This window comes from Candidatus Baltobacteraceae bacterium (assembly GCA_035502855.1).
In the GTDB taxonomy this organism is placed as follows: domain Bacteria; phylum Vulcanimicrobiota; class Vulcanimicrobiia; order Vulcanimicrobiales; family Vulcanimicrobiaceae; genus Aquilonibacter.
Genome location: DATJTX010000015.1, coordinates 47,908 through 64,949 on the forward strand (window position 1 = coordinate 47,908; position 17,042 = coordinate 64,949).

At 63.4% G+C, this 17,042-nt stretch carries 15 protein-coding genes; 10 read left to right on the forward strand and 5 right to left on the reverse strand.

The genetic code is table 11. The features are described 5' to 3' along the window. The first annotated feature begins 3 nt into the window (after positions 1-3). Positions 4-828 carry a DMT family transporter gene (locus VMF11_03095; GenBank protein HTU69284.1) on the forward strand — a complete coding sequence of 275 codons (825 nt, stop codon included), beginning with the start codon at positions 4-6 and terminating at the stop codon, positions 826-828. A gap of 92 nt (positions 829-920) precedes the next feature. Here VMF11_03095 and VMF11_03100 read toward each other — a convergent pair whose 3' ends face one another. From VMF11_03100 to VMF11_03110, 3 genes are all read right to left on the reverse strand, one after another. Continuing rightward, entirely contained in the window at positions 921-1,817 is an 897-nt protein-coding gene (locus tag VMF11_03100; protein HTU69285.1) for a PilZ domain-containing protein, read from the reverse strand. A 16-nt stretch (positions 1,818-1,833) separates the two neighbouring features. After that, positions 1,834-2,703, reverse strand: a complete 870-nt coding sequence (locus VMF11_03105; GenBank protein ID HTU69286.1) for a PilZ domain-containing protein — start codon at positions 2,701-2,703, stop codon at positions 1,834-1,836. Between the two features lie 109 nt (positions 2,704-2,812). Then, a complete protein-coding gene (locus tag VMF11_03110; GenBank protein HTU69287.1) occupies positions 2,813-3,889 on the reverse strand; it encodes an isocitrate/isopropylmalate family dehydrogenase in 1,077 nt (358 codons plus the stop codon). A 36-nt stretch (positions 3,890-3,925) separates the two neighbouring features. On the opposite strand from VMF11_03110, the gene VMF11_03115 reads away from it, so the two are divergent. The 5 genes from VMF11_03115 to mqnC all read left to right on the forward strand — a co-directional run bounded on the left by VMF11_03115 (position 3,926) and on the right by mqnC (position 9,877). Continuing rightward, entirely contained in the window at positions 3,926-6,106 is a 2,181-nt protein-coding gene (locus VMF11_03115; protein HTU69288.1) for a DNA translocase FtsK, read from the forward strand. A 41-nt stretch (positions 6,107-6,147) separates the two neighbouring features. Further along, positions 6,148-6,762, forward strand: coding sequence for a phosphatase PAP2 family protein (locus tag VMF11_03120; GenBank protein HTU69289.1), 615 nt, complete (start codon positions 6,148-6,150; stop codon positions 6,760-6,762). A gap of 7 nt (positions 6,763-6,769) precedes the next feature. Then, on the forward strand, positions 6,770-7,906 hold the full coding sequence (locus VMF11_03125) for a CofH family radical SAM protein (GenBank protein ID HTU69290.1): 1,137 nt from the start codon (positions 6,770-6,772) through the stop codon (positions 7,904-7,906). Positions 7,907-7,971: 65 nt separating this feature from the next. Beyond that, positions 7,972-8,808, forward strand: coding sequence for a menaquinone biosynthesis protein (locus VMF11_03130; protein HTU69291.1), 837 nt, complete (start codon positions 7,972-7,974; stop codon positions 8,806-8,808). Next, positions 8,792-9,877 (forward strand): cyclic dehypoxanthinyl futalosine synthase, encoded by a 1,086-nt coding sequence (gene mqnC / locus VMF11_03135; protein HTU69292.1) that lies wholly within the window; start codon positions 8,792-8,794, stop codon positions 9,875-9,877. Before VMF11_03130 ends, mqnC begins: the two co-directional genes overlap by 17 nt. Here mqnC and VMF11_03140 read toward each other — a convergent pair. Together VMF11_03140 and mnmA are read right to left on the reverse strand one after the other, a co-directional pair. Then, positions 9,874-11,667 carry a PAS domain-containing protein gene (locus tag VMF11_03140; GenBank protein ID HTU69293.1) on the reverse strand — a complete coding sequence of 598 codons (1,794 nt, stop codon included), beginning with the start codon at positions 11,665-11,667 and terminating at the stop codon, positions 9,874-9,876. The two genes, mqnC and VMF11_03140, sit on opposite strands and share 4 nt — an antisense overlap. 17 nt (positions 11,668-11,684) lie before the next feature. Next, the gene (gene mnmA / locus VMF11_03145) at positions 11,685-12,773 is read right to left on the reverse strand and encodes a tRNA 2-thiouridine(34) synthase MnmA (protein ID HTU69294.1); all 1,089 of its coding nucleotides are present in this window, start codon (positions 12,771-12,773) and stop codon (positions 11,685-11,687) included. 48 nt (positions 12,774-12,821) lie between these two features. Here mnmA and VMF11_03150 point away from each other — a divergent pair, with 48 nt between their 5' ends. From VMF11_03150 to VMF11_03165, 4 genes are all read left to right on the forward strand, one after another. Beyond that, complete coding sequence (locus tag VMF11_03150) at positions 12,822-13,631, forward strand: RodZ domain-containing protein (GenBank protein HTU69295.1); 810 nt, start codon at positions 12,822-12,824, stop codon at positions 13,629-13,631. Between the two features lie 20 nt (positions 13,632-13,651). After that, complete coding sequence (locus VMF11_03155; GenBank protein HTU69296.1) at positions 13,652-14,143, forward strand: YajQ family cyclic di-GMP-binding protein; 492 nt, start codon at positions 13,652-13,654, stop codon at positions 14,141-14,143. 133 nt (positions 14,144-14,276) lie between these two features. Beyond that, entirely contained in the window at positions 14,277-15,662 is a 1,386-nt protein-coding gene (gene rimO, locus VMF11_03160; protein HTU69297.1) for a 30S ribosomal protein S12 methylthiotransferase RimO, read from the forward strand. Positions 15,663-15,666: 4 nt separating this feature from the next. After that, on the forward strand, positions 15,667-17,040 hold the full coding sequence (locus VMF11_03165; GenBank protein HTU69298.1) for an LCP family protein: 1,374 nt from the start codon (positions 15,667-15,669) through the stop codon (positions 17,038-17,040). Positions 17,041-17,042: the final 2 nt, after the last annotated feature.

A 17,042-nucleotide genomic window follows, 5' to 3' on the forward strand; every position in this document is an offset into this window, starting at 1 on the left:
GCGCTGAGCCTGCTCGCGGCGTTCACCTATGGCGCCGCGGATTTTTTGGGCGGTCTTGCGACCCGCCGCACGCCGATGATCGCGGTCGTGGTCATTTCGCAGGCGTTCGGTTTCGTGTTGCTGCTGGCCGTGCTGCCGTTCACGCCGGCGCACGTCGTGCCGAGCGATTATCTCTTCGGCGTGCTGGCCGGCATCTTCGGAGCGCTCGGGATCGCGCTGCTCTATCACGCGCTCTCAGTCGGAAAGATGGGGGTCGTTTCACCGGTCACGGCGGTTATCGCACCGATATTGCCGCTCGTCGTGGGGATCGTTCGCGGCGAGCATCTGACGCCTGCTCAGATTCTCGGCTTGCTCTTCGCGCTCGTCGCGATCGTGCTGATCTCGCTTTCGACCGAAAATTCGGGCGAACGCGAGATCGTCACCGCCGGCGTGCGTGAAGCGGTCGTGGCCGGCTTTGCCTTCGGCGCCTTCTTCATTCTGCTTTCCTACACGCACCCGGCGGCAGGCTTGCACAATTTGGTCGGCGCGCGCATCGCCTCGATTGCGTTGTTGATCGCCGCGGGATTGATCACGCGGACGAGCTTCGTACCCACGCGCGGCGACTGGCCGCTAATTCTCGGGGCGGGGACACTCGATATGAGCGCCAACGTTCTCTACGTCCTGGCGACCTTCCACAGCTATCTTGCGATCGCCGCCGTGCTCACCTCGCTGTATCCGGCGAGCACCGTGTTCCTCGCGCGCTTCGTGCTCGACGAACGCCTGTCAGGGACGCAAAAAACCGGCGTCGCGGTGGCGCTCGCCGGTGTCCTGCTGATCTCGATACGGTAAGCCGCACGACGCGGCCGAATCGTCCGCCGCACGATGCGGCTGAAGGTTCGGAGCACAGGATGTGCGACCGGCCGAAGGCCGGCCGAACCGTCCTATTTGCTGCGGATCTTCGAGAGTTGAACCGCGTGGGTGAAGCGCGCGATCTCTTCGCGCTGATAGCCGTCGATTTCGATGAAGGCGACGCCGTAGACTTCGCGCTCGCGCACCGGTTGGAACCGGGTGACCACGCGTCCGCGTAGCCGCATCTCTTCGAACGGGCGGCGCATGTCGGCGCGACCGCCGACGCGGCGCGGAACGCCTTGCGAGATATCGAGCACCGCGGTCTCCTCGGGGTACACGTCGAGCACGCTGGCCGGTAGGGTCAATCGCATGTCGAGCACGGTTCCGATTGCGATCAGCTCCGCACAGGTCAAACGGATCCCGGTTGCCGAGATGTCGCCGACCTTGCCTTCATTCCACTCATCGCCTTCGCGCCGGAAGTGAACCGGGAATGCGGTGAGCGCGCGATAGCTGCCGCGCCGTTCGCGATCGGTCGTCGGAATCGCATCGAGCGAGCGTTGAATCGAGCGCGTGGCGGCGGCGCGGCGATCGAGGTCGCCGACTGCGCGCGCGAGCGCGTCGACCTGCGGTTCGGCCATCGTTTCGAACGAGAGAAGATATTCGAAGCGCGCGCCCGAGGAGGCGTTGCGCCGTCCTTCCACGCGGCCGTTGACGGTGATCGGCGCATTGCCGGCAAGGCTGAGGTCGAACTCGACTTCCGTTCCGCGCTCCATCAGTACGAGCGAGCGAATCCGGGCGCCGTTCGCGTTGACTTCCATGAGCGTTCCATAAACCGGAGCGGGTAGACGGCGTACGCTCATCACCACCGGCATCTCGAGAGAGAAGCCTTGCAAGCGCGGCTTGGCCAGCGTCAACGCGGCGGGCGCCGCGGCGGTCGCGCTCGGAACGAATGCGCTCGCGGTGGTCGGCTTCTTGGGAATCCAGCTCATGGTGGGTAGCCTCTCCTTAGTTGTCCCGGTCTAATTCCAGCCGGAGTTTGGCGAGTTGAACCGCGTGCGTAAAGCGCGCGACCTCTTCGCGTTGGTAGCCGTCGATGTCGGTAAACTGCACGCCGTAGACTTCGCGGCCGCGCTGCGGCGCGAAACGCGAAACGACCCGGCCCCGCACGACCATCTCTTCGAACGGACGGCGGTTGTCGGGAATGCGAATCCGGCGTGGGCCAAAGGGCGTAATCTCGGTGCGCTCCTCGGCCGGCGGATAAACCCAGAGCATATGGCCCGGCAGCGTGAAGCGCAGCTCGACCATCACGCCGAGCTCCAGTTTCTCTTCCGTGATCAGCCGCAGCCCGCCCATCGAAACGTCGTTGGCTTCGGCCGCGACATTTGCCTTACCCGAGAGGCGGAAGCGGACCGGGAACCCGACCAACGTGCGGACGCTGCCGCGGCGTTGCTTACCGGTCGCCGCTTGGGGCGCCGGCGTTGCCGTGCGCGCCTCGGCTCGCGCCGCGGCCTCGCGGCGCTGCATCTCCTGGATCTCCCGCAGAAGGATCTCGCGGTCGGACTTGGGGAGCGCAAAGGTGACGCCATACTCGAAACCGCCGCCGGACGGCGGGGTGCTCCGGCTGACGATACGGCCGCGAAGCAAAAGCGCCCGGTGACCGGGGCGCTTGAGTTCGAAGCTGACATCGCGGTCGCGGTCGATCAGAATGAGCGAGCGCAGCCGGCAACCGGTCTCCGAAATGTTGACTAGGGTTCCATATACCGGTGCAGGCAGTCCCGCGACCTCGACCGCGATCGGGAGTTCGATCGACTGCCGATATGTACGCCGCTGATTGTTTCGCTCAATCGCTTGCTCGGTACGGCGTCCCCAGGCCATAAGCATCATCCTTTTGATAAAATCGGTCTCTGGTTGACGGCTGCTTAACCATAGACGAAGGAATCATGGGTCGGGAGTCCTGGTTTTGGCGAAACTTTACAGTCCCCGGCTAGAGCGTCGACCACACGTCGAGCTTACGCTTGACGCCTTCGATCACCGCATCGGTAAATTCGCTCGTCGTCGACTGTCCACCCAGGTCCGCGGTCGCAATTCCTTCGGCAACGGCTTCCAGAGCAGATTCGTAGATGGCGCGTGACGCATTGGCGGCACGACGATCGTCGATGTACGAAAGAAGCGCCGCCGCAGCGAGGATCATCGCCATCGGGTTCGCGACGTTCTTTCCAAACAGCCGCGGCGCGGTGCCGTGCGGCGCCTCGGCCATCACCACCCTCGGCCGCAGTTCTTCATCGAACGAGAGCAGCACCGATTCCGCGCCGGCGATCGAGCCGAAGAGCTGCATGACGAAATCGGAGAGACAATCGCCGTCGCGATTGAGCGCCGGAATGACCAACGGATTGTCGCCGGCGTTCGATATCAAGAGCGCATAGGTCGCGTCGATCAATTGCGGTTCGTACGGAATGTCGGGGTGTCGTGCCGCCGCAGCGTCCATCTCTTCCTTGAGCATGCCCTCGTAAATCTGACTGACCGTGTATTTCGGTCCGCCGAAGACGCGCGCGTGCATTTTTTTGGCGTGAATGAATGCGTATTCGGCCACGTAGCGGCAGACGCTGCGCGAGATGGCTTCCGTACGATAAGCGACCTCCTCGAGACCCGCGCCTTCTCGCCACTCTTTGGCGCCGTAGGCATCTCCGACCGCCATGCGAACGATCGAGATCGGTGCGTGAATGCCGGCCACGGGCCGTACGCGCGGCAGCTTACGTCCGGTACGCACGATGACCTTACCGTCGATTTCAGCGCGTAGGATCGCGTTGGGCGAGCCGACGTCGCCATGTTGCTCGGGAGTGATCGTCGCAGCTTTGAGACCGAGGCCATGCGCCAGCATGGCGCCGGCCGCCTCGTGAACGACGGCGTTGTCGGTGACGCGGCGATTCTCGAGCGAAAGATCGTAGTGCTCGAACGTCAACTCGACGTCGATGACGGACTTGTCGAGTACGCGCAGCGACTCCACGAGCAACTCTTCTCCGGTTTGGTCGCCGTCGAGGACGACGATGGTGGGACTCTGCAAGTGATCTCCTCGTAGAACGACGAAACAAATCAATCGATGGCCAGGGTACGCCGTAAGGCGAGCGCAAGGAAGCTCAATCTCGAGATCGTCGGGATCACCGCCCTCTCCGTGGCGCTCCTTCTTGGCATCGCGCTGGCAACCCCGGGCCACGCGGGCAACGCCGGCCGCGCGGTGGCGAGCGGGCTGCGCGGTCTCTTTGGAGGGGGCGCGCCGCTATTCCCGGTGCTGATCGCTCTTCTCGGCGCGATCGTCTTCCTCGAGATCAACGTGCCGCGGATGGTCGCCAACCTTGGAAGCTCGGCGCTTTCTTATTTTTTGATGATCGACGCGGCGCTGGGTGCGGCGGGCCCGCGCGGCGGCGGTATCGTCGGAGCCGGAATTTGGTTCGCGCTCCACGCGCTGCTCGGTACCGCGGGCGCGTGGGTCGTGCTTGGGCTCGGAGCGCTCACGCTTGCGCTCTCGCTGACGCAGGTGAGCCTGAAGAAACTGATCGGGCTCGTCCTCGGCGTGTTCGCGCGCATTCGTCTGCCGAAGATTCCGAAGATAGCGCTGCCTGAAGGACACGCCTCGCTGCGCGACGCCTTTGCGCTGCCCAAGACCGACATGGCGCGTCCGCCGGAGCCGCTGCCGCGCGCGTTCGATACGTCGGCCGGCACGGGTCAGGCGGCGTTCGACGTGGTAGAGGAGGAAGAAGAACCGCCGTTGATCCTGGTGCCGACGACACCTGCGCCGCGGCCGGTCGCCGGCGACTACGAATCGGCCGATCTGGTCGCGGCAACGCGTTCGTACCGTCTTCCCGATCTCGCGCTCTTCGATCCGCCGCAAGCGCAAATCGTCGATGATTCGAATCGCGCCCACGTGCTGGAGGATACGCTGGCGAGTTTCGGCGTCGGCGCAAAGGTCACGCACATCGAGCGCGGGCCCTCGATCACGCGTTATGAACTGCGGCCTGAACGCGGGGTGAAGATCTCGAAGATCGCCTCGCTCGCCGACGACCTCGCACTTGCGCTCGCCGCCACCAGCGTGCGTATCGAAGCGCCGATTCCCGGCAAGTCCGCGGTGGGGATCGAGGTCCCGAATTCGACCGTCGCGATCGTGGCCGTTCGCGAGATTCTCGATGCGATGCCCAATCGCGGAACGATCCCGCCGCTGTGGATGGCGCTGGGCAAAGACATCACCGGGCGCCCGGTCTTCGGCGACCTCGGCAAGATGCCGCACCTGCTCGTCGCCGGCGCGACGGGCTCGGGAAAATCGGTCTGCTTGAATACGATCATCGCTTCGTTGCTGGTCTCGGCAACGCCCGACCAAGTGCAACTCCTGATGATCGACCCCAAACGCGTCGAGCTCACCGTGTACAACGGTATTCCGCATCTGATCAAAGACGTGATCACCGACGCGCGCATGGCGGCCGGCGCGCTCTTCGAGATGACCAAGGAGATGGATTCGCGTTACGAGCGCTTCGCCAAGGCCGGCGTTCGCAAGATCGAAGAGTACAACGCCAAGTTCCCGGAGGAGAAGCTTCCGTTTGTCGTCATCGTGATCGACGAGCTTGCCGATCTGATGCTGGTCGCGCCGGCGAAAGTCGAGACGACGATCATGCGGCTGGCGCAGCTGGCGCGCGCGACCGGCATCCATCTGATCGTCGCGACGCAGCGTCCGTCGGTCGACGTGATCACGGGGCTCATCAAAGCGAACATCCCTTCGCGCATCGCCTTCGCGGTCAGCTCGCAGGTCGACTCGCGCACGATTCTCGACATGAACGGGGCAGAGCGGTTGTTGGGGCGCGGCGACATGCTCTACCTGCCGATCGACGCTCCCAAACCGATCCGTGCGCAGGGCGCGTTCATCACTGGCCACGAGGTGAACCGGCTCGTCGATTTCTGGGCGAAACAGGCGCGCCCGGAGAACTTGCTCAACGTCGAAGTTCAGCCGGTTACCGACGAGGACGAGCGCAACGGCAAGGGCGCCGACCCGCTCTGCTACGAGGCGGCGAAATTCATCATCGAAACGCAGTATGCGTCGACAGCGCAGCTGCAATCGCAATTCTCGATCGGCCATCCGCGCGCGGTGCGGGTGATGAAGCAGCTCGAGGAGTTCAAAGTCGTCGGTCCGCACGAGGGCACGAAGCCGCGCAAGATCTTACTTGGACTCGCCGAGTTGGAAGTGATCGCCCCGCGCCTCGGAAAGTCCGAGGACGCGCAACAAGAGCTCTTTTGAGGACCCCTGCCATCCCGAGAGTAGCGAAGCGGAGTCGAGCGATGCGCATCGCGCTTGCGCTCGCTGCCTTGGTTCTCGTCATGGTTTTGGGGCACGCCGTCGATCATGCGCCCGATCCGGCGTGGTTGATGACGTACGAAGCGGCCTGGGTGAATCATTCGACGCTGATCGCGTGGTGGATCACGTGGTTCGGTTGGATCGACGTTCTCTTGCCGCTCTGCATCGTGCTGGTCGTTCTCGCGATCCGCTTTCCGGCGTGGCGCTCGCGTGTGACCTTTGCGATTCTCTGCCTGCTGATCGCCTGGCGCGGCACCGATCTCTTGCAGCGATTCTTCGCGCGGCCGCGGCGGCTGGACTGGGTGGTGAAACACGAGGCCTCGTTTTCGTATCCGAGCACGCACGCGACGATTGCGACCGCGTTTTATCTTTTGCTCGCGGCCTTCGTCTTCCGCAGCACTCTGCCGGGCAGAGCATGGATCGGCTCCGCCGTTGCCGTGTTGGCGGTCGCCATCATGTGGTCCAGGCTCGACCTCGGCGCGCACTACCTCACCGACATCGTGGGAGGGGTCCTCTGGGGCTGTGCGATCGTGGCGGCTTTGGCCGCTTGCTGGCCCACCAATATCCTTGAGGGGCAGGCGCGCTCAACTTTAGAATAGGGCGACGATGGCATACCCGATGGATCCCGCCCTGGTCGAGATCGAGCGCAAGGTCGAGGCCGGCACGCCGCTCTCGATGGAAGACGGGCTCACGCTCTACCGCACGCGCGACATCCACAATCTCGGTCGGATCGCGCGCAGCGCCAAGGAACGCAAGAGCGGGAAGAATGTCTTCTACGTCCTCAACCGCTACATCAACTCGACCAACGTGTGCTTTGCGAACTGCAAGTTCTGCTCGTTTGCGGCGGACGAGTTCAAGGAGCCCGAGCGCGTCTTTCGGATGACGGCCGATCAGGTCTGGACGAAGGCGATCGAGACCGGCACCAACTTCAACCAGCTCCACATCGTCGGCGGACACGATCCGCGCCAGCTCTCGCTCGATTACTGGCTGCCGCTGATGCGCCGCTTCAAGGAAGCGCTGCCGCACGTGCAGCTCTCGCTCTTCACCGCCGCCGAGATCGAATACATGGCCAAGCGCCATCGCCTGAGCTTCCCCGATATCATCGCAGCGCTCAAAGAAGCCGGCTTGGACAACGTCAACGGCGGTGCAGCCGAAATCTTGGGTGAGCCGACCCGCTCGAAAATCTGCGCCAATAAAGTCTCGGGCGAAAACTGGTTGGTGATCCACGAAGAACTGCACCGCCAGGGGATCGCCTCGAACGCGACCATCCTCTACGGGCACGTCGAATCGCTCGAAGACCGCGTCGATCACTTCATCAAGCTGCGGGAATCGCAGGAACGCTCGCCGGGCTTCAACGCGTTCATTCCGCTCGCGTTTCATCCCGACGGCAACGAACTCTCGTACTGCGGCTGGACCAGCGGCCTCGACGATCTGCGCACGTTCGCGGTCGCGCGGCTGATGCTCAACAATTTCGACCACATCAAAGCCTACTGGATGATCCAGGGTTTGAAAGTCTGCCAGGTGGCGCTCCACTACGGCGCCGACGACATGGACGGCACGCACGGGTCGACCGACGAGGAGATGATCTATCACTCGGCCGGCACGCAGTCGGGTCAATACGTCGACGACCGCGAGTTCCGCCGTCTGATCGAAGCCGCGGGCTACGTTCCGGTCCGCCGCAACAGCACCTACGAAACATTCCCGTACGACTGGACGCCGCCGAAAGAACTGGTGACCGCGTAGATGAGTTTGCGCTGCGGTCGTCCTTCGACTACACTCGCTGCGCTCGTTACGCTCAGGATGACAAGATGAGCTTACGTTGCGGTAGGATAGTGTACACGAACGATTTGCCGGTCTACACGGCCTTCGATGCGGGCGTCATCGACTATCCGGGGACGCTGCATGCCGACGTGCCGGCGCGCCTGAACGCGATGCTGATCGGCGGCGACCTCGACTTGAGTCCGGTCAGCGCGTTCGCCTGGGCGCAACATGCCCAGGAGCTGGTGCTGCTCCCCGATCTGTGCATCGGCGCGCGCGACGAGGTGGTGTCGGTGGTCCTGGTTTCGCAAACGCCTCCCGCGCTGCTCGGCGGCGTCGAGGTTGCGCTCACCAGCGAGTCGGCCAGCGGACGCAATTTGTTGCGGGTCTTGCTCGAGCGGCGCTATGGAGTGCAGCCGCGATATGCCGACGAGGCCCTTCCGTTGGAAGTCGCCGCGTCCGGTCGTCCGGCGCTGCTCATCGGCGACTCGGCGATCGACGCGCTCGAACGCTTCCCGCGCGAGCACGTCTACGACCTGGGAACGCTGTGGCATGAGTGGACCGGACAGCAAACCGTCTTCGCCGTTTGGGCGGCGCGCCGTGACGCGTACGAGCGTGATCCCGAGGCGATTCGAGCCTGCATGCACGCGCTGACCGATAGCTACACCTGGTCGCGTTCGCACATGAGTGAGGTGATCGCCACGGCGCAGCGGACCAAAGCGCGCCCACCCGGATTCTACGAAGCCTATTACGGCAAATTGAACTTCACGTTCCACTCGGCCGCTCAGAGCGGTCTGAGCGCGTTTTGTCGCGAGCTGCACGCGATCGGAGCGATCCCGTCGGTTCCGCATTCGCTTCCGGAGGTCATCGGTGTCGTCTCTCGCTAGTCTGCTCGAGCACGCCGCAGCCGGCGGCCGCCTTTCATTTGACGAAGGGCTGCGGCTCTACCGTGAAGCCGACTTGCACGAATTGGGTATGGCTGCGCACGCGCGCCGGATGCAGCTCCACGCGCCCGACGTCGTGACCTACGTGATCGACACGACGATCGATTACACCAACGTCTGCAACGTCCATTGCACCTTCTGCGCGTTCTTCCGGCCCGAACATCACAAAGAAGGCCGCACGCTCTCGCACGAGCAGGTGCTCGCGCGCGTGAAATACGCGGCCGATCAGGGCGCGACGCAGATCATGATCCAAGGCGGCGTGAATCCCGATCTACCGCTGAGCTGGTACGAAGAACTCTTCATCTGCGTGCGGACCGAGTTTCCGAACGTGGATATTCATTCGCTCTCGGTCTCCGAGATCACGGGCCTTGCGAAAGTCGAGGGAATGACGCCTCGCGCCGTGCTCGAGCGATTGAAGGCCGCCGGGCTGAAGTCGCTTCCGGGCGCGGGAGCCGAAATTCTCGTCGAGCGCGTACGCAAGCGGATTTCGGCGCGCAAGGTGACGCCCGCCGAATGGCTCGACGTGATGCGTCAGGCGCACCATCTCGGCATGCCGACCACTGCGACGATGATGTACGGCTCGATCGAGACCGATGAAGAACGTATCGAGCATATGCATGTACTTCGCGACCTGCAAGATGAGACAGGCGGCTTCACCGCCTTCATTCCGTGGTTCTACGTGCCGTTCAAGACGCCGCTGCGCGGAAAGGAAGCGACGGCGCTCGAGTACTTGCGTGTGCTCGCGATCTCGCGCCTCTATCTAGACAACTTCGCCCACCTTCAAGCATCCTGGCTCACGCCGGGCCTGAAGATGGGGCAGCTCGCTCTCTTTTACGGGTGCGACGATATGGGCGGCGTGATCATCGAGGATCGCGTGGTTCGCGACGCGGGAGCAACCAACGAAGCGACCCGGCGCGACCTCGAGCAGGCCGTTATCGGTGCGGGCTTCCGCCCGGTCATTCGCGACACGTATTGGAACGTGCGTCGCGATATGGCCCTCGCGACGGCTTAGCGCGCATCGAGCGCAGCCTCGATCGAAAAACGAAGCGCCGTCAACGCGAGCGAATCCATCGTGTATGCCCACGTGACTCGAGCGGCACGTCCGCGATATGCAAAGGTCGCCGAGCGCGCGCGTTCGTCGATCCGCACCGGGCCGTACGCATCCGTATCCCCGATGACCAGCGAGGCTTCGAAGGTCCGGCGCAGCAGAGCGCGCAGAGCCTCGAGCCGTTCGCCGGCATCGGTCGCGCGCTCCACGGCCGGCAACATCACCGCCAGATTGACCAACCGCGAGTGCGCGCTCCGTTCCGCGTTCGCCGCGTGCGCCGAGAGCACGCGCTCTTGCGTGAGGATCGCCTCCAACCGGCTCTCGTTGCGGACCGGGCGTGCGCTCATCTGAATCAGCTCCGGTCCGTCATCGCCCGACGCGGCGTACGTTGCGATCACCATCTCGCCGCGCTCGAGCTGCGTGCGGACGTTCCGCGCATCTTCGTCGTGACCGCCCCACAGCGAAAGCAGATGATAGTGCCCGCGTTTCGACGCCGCCTCGTTCTCGTACGAGATCGAAAGGCCGCCGGCGGCGTCGGGTTCGTAGATCACGATCGGCGTGGAGGCTTGTTCGGTAGCTGCGAACAGCAGCGAAAGCTGATTCGACGACCGTCGCCGCGCGCTGATGTCGCGCCCGACCAGCAAGCGTAAATGCCGTCCGTGTCGCGTGGTAAAGGGACGATCGACGAATTCGATCCAAAATTCGCCGCCGTCTTTTCCCGCGACCAAGGCCTCGCGTTCGTTCGTGCGCCGCTCCTGGATCTCGCCGCGAATCGACTCCATGAGCGAGGGTGGGTTGTTGGGCGAAAAGAGCACGGCATAGGGTTGGCCGGTCAGCTCGTCTTCTCGATATCCGGTCGCGTCCAGGAACGAGCGATTCACATAGAGGATCTTCGGGCCGCCTTGGTCGAGCGGTGTGTCGTCGCTAACCACGATGAAGTCGCTGGCTTGGGCGATGCCCTCAGAGAGCAGGCTCATCGCATCCTGCGCGGCGCGCCGTTCGGTGGTGTCGTGAATCGTTATCGCGCAGTGGATGATCGGCGATTCGAGCGGATGCGCGCTCATGTCTGCCCAGAACGAGCTGCCGTCTTTGCGATAGAGCTGTACTTCGCCGACGACGGGCTCGCCTCGCAGCAGCGCCTCGGCGCGCGCACCGATCAAGACGCGATCCGTTCCCTCGCCGAAGAGCCGCGGATAGATTCCGCTTGCGAGGTTATCCGCGGTGTATCCCGTCATTCGAAAAAATGCGGGATTCGCGTACACAACCGGCGGAGAGAGCGGGTTTTGGCCGCGTAGGCGCACGATGAAGACGCCGTCGGGCTCGTTGTCGATCGTCGCGCTCAAGAGGCGTGCAAAGTGCTCGTGCTCTTTACGGCGGTCGATGACGTGCGTCGCGCAGACGAAGCGTAGCGCACCGTTCGGTGCCGGCGCGAGCGGTTGTACCACGCACTCGATCCAATACGCCGATCCGTCCTGGTTGACGAGTTCGATCTCGAACGGAGAGGGGTCCGCACTCTCGGCGCGGCTGCGGGCAACATCGACAAGACGTACGTTGTCGCCGAGCATGAGAAAGGTCGGCGTTCCGCCCAGCAGCTCATCACGATCGACCTTCGTTCGGGCGACGACCGCATCGTTCACCCACTCATAACGCGGATAGCGCTCGCCCGACTCCCAGCGGAAAACGGCAAACCCGTACTCGGCGAGGCGCGCCGCCGCGTCGAGGATTTCGAGGTAGTTTTCCTTTTCGATCCGCAAATTGACCTGAATACACGTTAGACCACGCTCCGGATCGTTCCCGCGCCCAGCACCTCGTCGGCGTCGTCCAGAAAAGCCACCAGCTGTCCCGGAGTTACGGCACGTACCGGCTGCTCGAACGCAAGCGACAGCGAGCCGTCCGCCTCGACGGTGGCGCGCGCGGCGGCGGGGGTCGCGCGATAACGCACCATCACGCGCACGGCGGTGGGACCGCCGGCGAAGCGCTCGGGGCGAATCAGGTTCACGTCTTCGGCGCGCAGCCCATTTGCAAACAGCTCGTCCTCTCGGCCGATGACGATCGTATTGCTCTCCGGTTCGATCCGCGTAACGTATCGCGCGCCGTCGCTTCCTGCCGGGAGCCGGGCGCGCTGACCGATGGTGTAGTTCGCGATCCCGGCGTGCGCGCCAAGGATAGCACCGCTCTCGTCGCGGATCGGTCCCTCGCGATTCATCTGCGGCCGCAGCCTCTCCAAGACATCGCGGTAATCGCCGCCTTCGACGAAGCAAATGTCCTGCGATTCGCTCTTCTCGTGAACGGGCAGTCCCAGCCGCCTTGCGTGCTCGCGCGTTTGTGCCTTTTCCATCGTTCCCACCGGGAGCAACAAACGACGAAGCTGTTCGCGTGAGAGTTGCGCGAGAGCGTAAGACTGGTCTTTTGCGCTTGCCGACCGGTAGAGATGGGGACCGTCCTGCGCATGTTCGAGACGGCCGTAGTGCCCGGTCGCGACATACTGCGCCCCGAGCCGCTGCGCGTATTGCGCGAGCGTTCCGAGTTTGACGAAATTGTTGCACGAAACGCACGGATTCGGCGTTCGGCCGCGTGCGTAGTCGTCGACGAACCGGTCGATGACATGGCGGCGAAACGTTTCTTCGAAATTCAAGACGTAATGCGGGATTCCGAGAACCGCGGCGCTGCGACGCGCGTCGTCGTAGTCGTCGACGCCGCAACAGCTCTTGGCGTGCGGCGCGCGCGTCGGCGTATACATCTTCATCGTGACGCCGACGACGTCATAGCCGGTCTCGACCAAGAGGCCGGCGGCCACCGCCGAGTCGACTCCGCCGCTCATTGCCGCGATAACCCGAGGAAGACTCTTAGTTTTGTTCATATTCCGTTGCACAGGATAACAGGGGAAATGGACTAACTCAAAGCCCCAATGCCAGCGCTGGGTGAGCGGTTTCGCGCCGCACGCGAGGCTCGCGGCCTCACGCTCTCGGACGTGGCCGAGCACATTCGTATCCGCTCGGTCTACCTCGCCGCTATCGAAGACGAGAGTTGGAGCGCGATCGGCGCTCCGGTGTACATTCGAGGCTTCTTGCGCACCTATGCGCGTTTCCTCGGCCTGGACTCCGAAGAGGTGGTCGCGGAGTTCAATAGCCAGGAATCGGCGCCTGCCGCCCCGGTCCCGGCCGCTCCCGGTTCGCCGCCCAAGACCACCTATCTGGCCGATGAGGAACCGGCGGCCCGATATCTCTCCCCGTTGATCTGGATCGCCTCGATCATCGCCGTCGTCTTGATCGCCGTCGTCGTCTACAACGAGGCGACGCTCCGTGCCCGGCAGACCGCAAGCGCGCTTCCTTCTAATACCGCGGCCGAACTGGCGGCGAGCCCGGCCCAAGCCGCGACGCCCCCGGCACTGAGTGCTTCACCCGGTTCACTTCCGGGCGGGTCGCCGAGCACGTTGCCGAGCGCCTCGCCAAGCGCGTCGCCGACCGGGACGGCTGCGCCCGACGCACTTGCGACACTGGAGCTGCGTTTATCCGCTCCTTCTTGGCTTAGGGTGACGGTTGACGGGAATGTTAGCATGGAGGGTACGTTTCCGGCCGGGACGGTTCGCCAGTTCCACGGAAAGATAGCGAGCCTGCGCATCGGCAATGCCGGCGGTGTCGAGGTCATCGTCGACGGCAAGAGCTTGGGTCGGCTGGGCCCTTCCGGTGAGGTCGTCGAGCGCAGCTTCACGCTGTAACCTAGAGCAAAGGAACACCAGTGCCGAGCGATTCCTCGTTCGATATCGTGTCGCGCATCGATCAGCAAGAGCTGGACAATGCGCTCAACCAAGCACGCCGTGAAATCGAAAACAGGTTCGATTTCAAGCATTCCAAAACGTCGATCGAAAGCGACGGTAAGAAGATCACGATCGTTTCCGATGACGAGATGAAGATGCGCAACGTCATCGACGTCCTTCAAAGCAAAGCGGTCAAGCGCGGGATCGACATCAAAGCCTTTGACATCGGTGAGCTTGAACCGGCCGCGAGTGGAACCGTACGCCGCGTCATCACGCTGCGCAGCGGCATCCCCAAGGATAAGAGCAAGGCGCTGATGGAGCGGATCAAGGCGCTCAAAGTCAAGGTGAACGCGCAGTACCAAGACGAGCAGATTCGCGTCAGCGGCAAAAGCCGCGACGATTTGCAGAAGGTCATCGCGGATTTGAAGGCCATGGATTACGAGCTGCCGCTGCAGTTCGTAAATTATAGGTGAGTATGTTTCGGCGCCCCCAGGGAAATCACGAACGGGCGTGCCGGCAGGATGCCGGCACAATGGCCGAGCGCAGGATGCGCGACGGCGCCGTGCGCCGCGGCCTAAGCGCGGGCTGGGCCGGAGCGCCTTTAAAATGAGCAGCGTTTCTTTTGTCAGCTTAGGCTGCGCCAAAAACTTGGTCGACACCGAGGTGATGATCGCGAAGCTCGGTGCCGCGGGATACGAGCTCGTGCCCGAGTCGGACGGCGCCGACACGGTGGTGATAAACACGTGCGCGTTCATCGACCCGGCGAAGGCCGAGTCGACGCAGGTCATTCTCGAGCACGCGCAGCGTAAGCGCCGCGGTCAGCAACTCGTCGTTGCCGGGTGTCTGGCCCAGCGCTACGGCGAGCAGCTGCGCTCGCTCGTGCCGGAGATCGACGGAATCGTGGGCACCGGCGCGTATGCCGGCATCGTTGAATTGCTCGACGACGTGCGCGCCGGGATGCGGCCGATTCGACTCGCGTTCGAGGAGGAACCGGAACACGACTTTCTCCCGCGGCTCGTGACGACGCCGCGCGCTACCGCGTATCTGAAGATAGCCGAAGGCTGCGATCACCCTTGTACGTTCTGCATCATTCCGAAACTGCGCGGCAACTTCCGCAGCCGCAGCGAGGAGTCGATACTCAAGGAAGCGCGCGCACTGGCACAGGGCGGCGCGAAAGAATTGATCTTGATTGCGCAAGACACCTCGATGTACGGACGCGATCGAGGCGTACGCCGCGGCGGACTCGCACGTTTGTTGGAGTGTCTGCATGAGATCGACGGTGTCGAGTGGATTCGGCTGCTCTATCTCTATCCGGCAACCGTCGACGGGGAGCTGATCGACGCGATGGCGGCGCTCCCGAAGGTGTGCAAGTACATGGACATGCCGCTGCAGCATGCGCATCCGGACGTCTTACGCGCGATGCTTCGCCCTTCGAACGGCGAGCGATATCTGGAGATCATCGACGATTTCCGTCGGCGCGTGCCGGGAATCACGATGCGCTCGACCTTCATCGTCGGCTTCCCAGGCGAGACCGAGGAACACGTGGCATATCTCCAGGAGTGGATCGAGCGAGCGCAACTCGACCGGGTCGGGTTCTTCGAATACAGTGCGGAGGAAGGCACGCCCGGTGCAAAACTCGCCGGAAAGATACCGGCGCGTGAACGCCGCAAGCGGCTGGTGCGGCTGCGCGAAGCGCAGCGCATCGCCTCCGAACGCGCGCGAAGCAAACGGATCGGAAGCAGCGTTCGCGTGCTGACCGAAGAAGGGCGGCGTCTGCCCAAGAGCGATCCGTTCCGCGCCGCGCTCGGTATCTCCGACGTCTGGTTCGGGCGTTCGGAGGGAGAGGCGCCGGGCGTTGACGGCGGCGTCTACTTTTCCGGCGAAGCCGCAGTCGGCGATTTCACCGAGGTCATGCTGGATGGTCATGGGCCATTCGATTTCTACGGGCACGCGTGCGTGCGGGAGACGGTGAGAGGCCACTCGATTGGGTAGACATTTGAATCTTACGCCCCAGAAGCGCCCGCCGCGCGCACCGTTTTGGCTGCGGCGGACCGCACTGGTCTTGGGGATGATACTCCTCGGGGCCGGGTCGGCGATGGCAGGCTTCGCGATCTTCACCCATCGCAATCCGATCGAGGCGATCGCCCAAGTGTTCGTTCCGACGCCCCAGGAGGTGTTCGGCAAATCGAATCTCCTGGTGCTGGTAGAGGGAATCGATTACGACTACACCGACAACGACGTCGAATACTCGAGCGAGTCGCGCAGCGATATGATCAAAGCGGTCAATCTCGATTTCGACGACAAGAACGTCTACGCGCTCTCGATCTTGCGCGACATGGAGGCGACGATGCCCAACGGCAGCGTGCGCAAGATCAACCAGGCGCAGTCCGACGGAGGGCCGGCCGAAGCGCAGAAAGTCATCGCCTCTTTCCTCGGCATTCCCGGATTCGACCGCTACGTGCTCCTGCGCATCGACGCGACGAAGGACCTTATCGACGCAATCGGCGGCGTGGACGTGTACGTAAAAACCTCCGACTGTCTCATGTACCACACCGGCTGTACGGGCGGGCGGATCGACTACGACGATTCGTGGGGGCATCTCCACGTGCACCTCACCGAGGGACTACATCATCTCAACGGCGACCAGGCCGTGAGCTACGGCCGCTTCCGGCACGACTGGTGCAGCGATCCATGCCGTGTCATGCGGCAGAACGACGTCATCATGGCGGCACTGAACAAGCTGCGCGGCGACAAGCTCAACACGCTCGTCCACGCGGGCGCGATTATGGACGTCATCCATCGTGACGTCCAGACGAATTTCACGCAGTCCGAGCTGGTCGCGCTGGCGTCATATTTCTCGGGCCTCTCGCCGCGCGACATCCACTTCAACGAAACGCCGTATCTCGGGGATCAGGAGCTGGCCGACGGCGATGACTTGATTCCGGATAAACCGGCAATCGCGAAGCTGGTGCAAAGCATGCTGATCGCGCCGCCCACGCCCGAGCCCTCGCCCGATGCGATGGCGCTCGCCTCGATCGACGCCGCGACGCTGCGGGTCGACGTGGAGAACGGCAGCGGCGTGCCCGGAGCCGCAAAATTGGTTGCGGATCGTTTGAGAAAGGCTGGTTTCGTGATCCACGACGTTGGGAACGCCGATTCCGACGATCACGCGAAAAGCGAAATCGACGAACACTCGAACGTGACCTTTGCCGGTGCGAAGGTGCGCGCGGCGTTACCGGCCGCGTTTGCCAAAACGCCGGTCCTCGGTACGGCGGTCTCTCCTAGCTCGCCGCCGCCGAGCGACGTAACGCTTATCGTCGGCCGCGATCTAGCCACCGCCACCGTCGCCGCAGCGAGTTCGAAACCGTGACC

Bases quoted from the DNA above. Each gene is read 5' to 3' on its own strand.
- VMF11_03150 (HTU69295.1), top strand. From the start codon at position 12,822: ATGCCAGCGCTGGGTGAGCGGTTTCGCGCCGCACGCGAGGCTCGCGGC.
- VMF11_03130 (HTU69291.1), top strand. From the start codon at position 7,972: ATGAGCTTACGTTGCGGTAGGATAGTGTACACGAACGATTTGCCGGTC.
- mnmA (HTU69294.1), bottom strand. From the start codon at position 12,773: ATGAACAAAACTAAGAGTCTTCCTCGGGTTATCGCGGCAATGAGCGGC.
- VMF11_03105 (HTU69286.1), bottom strand. From the start codon at position 2,703: ATGGCCTGGGGACGCCGTACCGAGCAAGCGATTGAGCGAAACAATCAG.
- VMF11_03125 (HTU69290.1), top strand. From the start codon at position 6,770: ATGGCATACCCGATGGATCCCGCCCTGGTCGAGATCGAGCGCAAGGTC.
- VMF11_03120 (HTU69289.1), top strand. From the start codon at position 6,148: ATGCGCATCGCGCTTGCGCTCGCTGCCTTGGTTCTCGTCATGGTTTTG.
- VMF11_03100 (HTU69285.1), bottom strand. From the start codon at position 1,817: ATGAGCTGGATTCCCAAGAAGCCGACCACCGCGAGCGCATTCGTTCCG.
- rimO (HTU69297.1), top strand. From the start codon at position 14,277: ATGAGCAGCGTTTCTTTTGTCAGCTTAGGCTGCGCCAAAAACTTGGTC.
- VMF11_03115 (HTU69288.1), top strand. From the start codon at position 3,926: ATGGCCAGGGTACGCCGTAAGGCGAGCGCAAGGAAGCTCAATCTCGAG.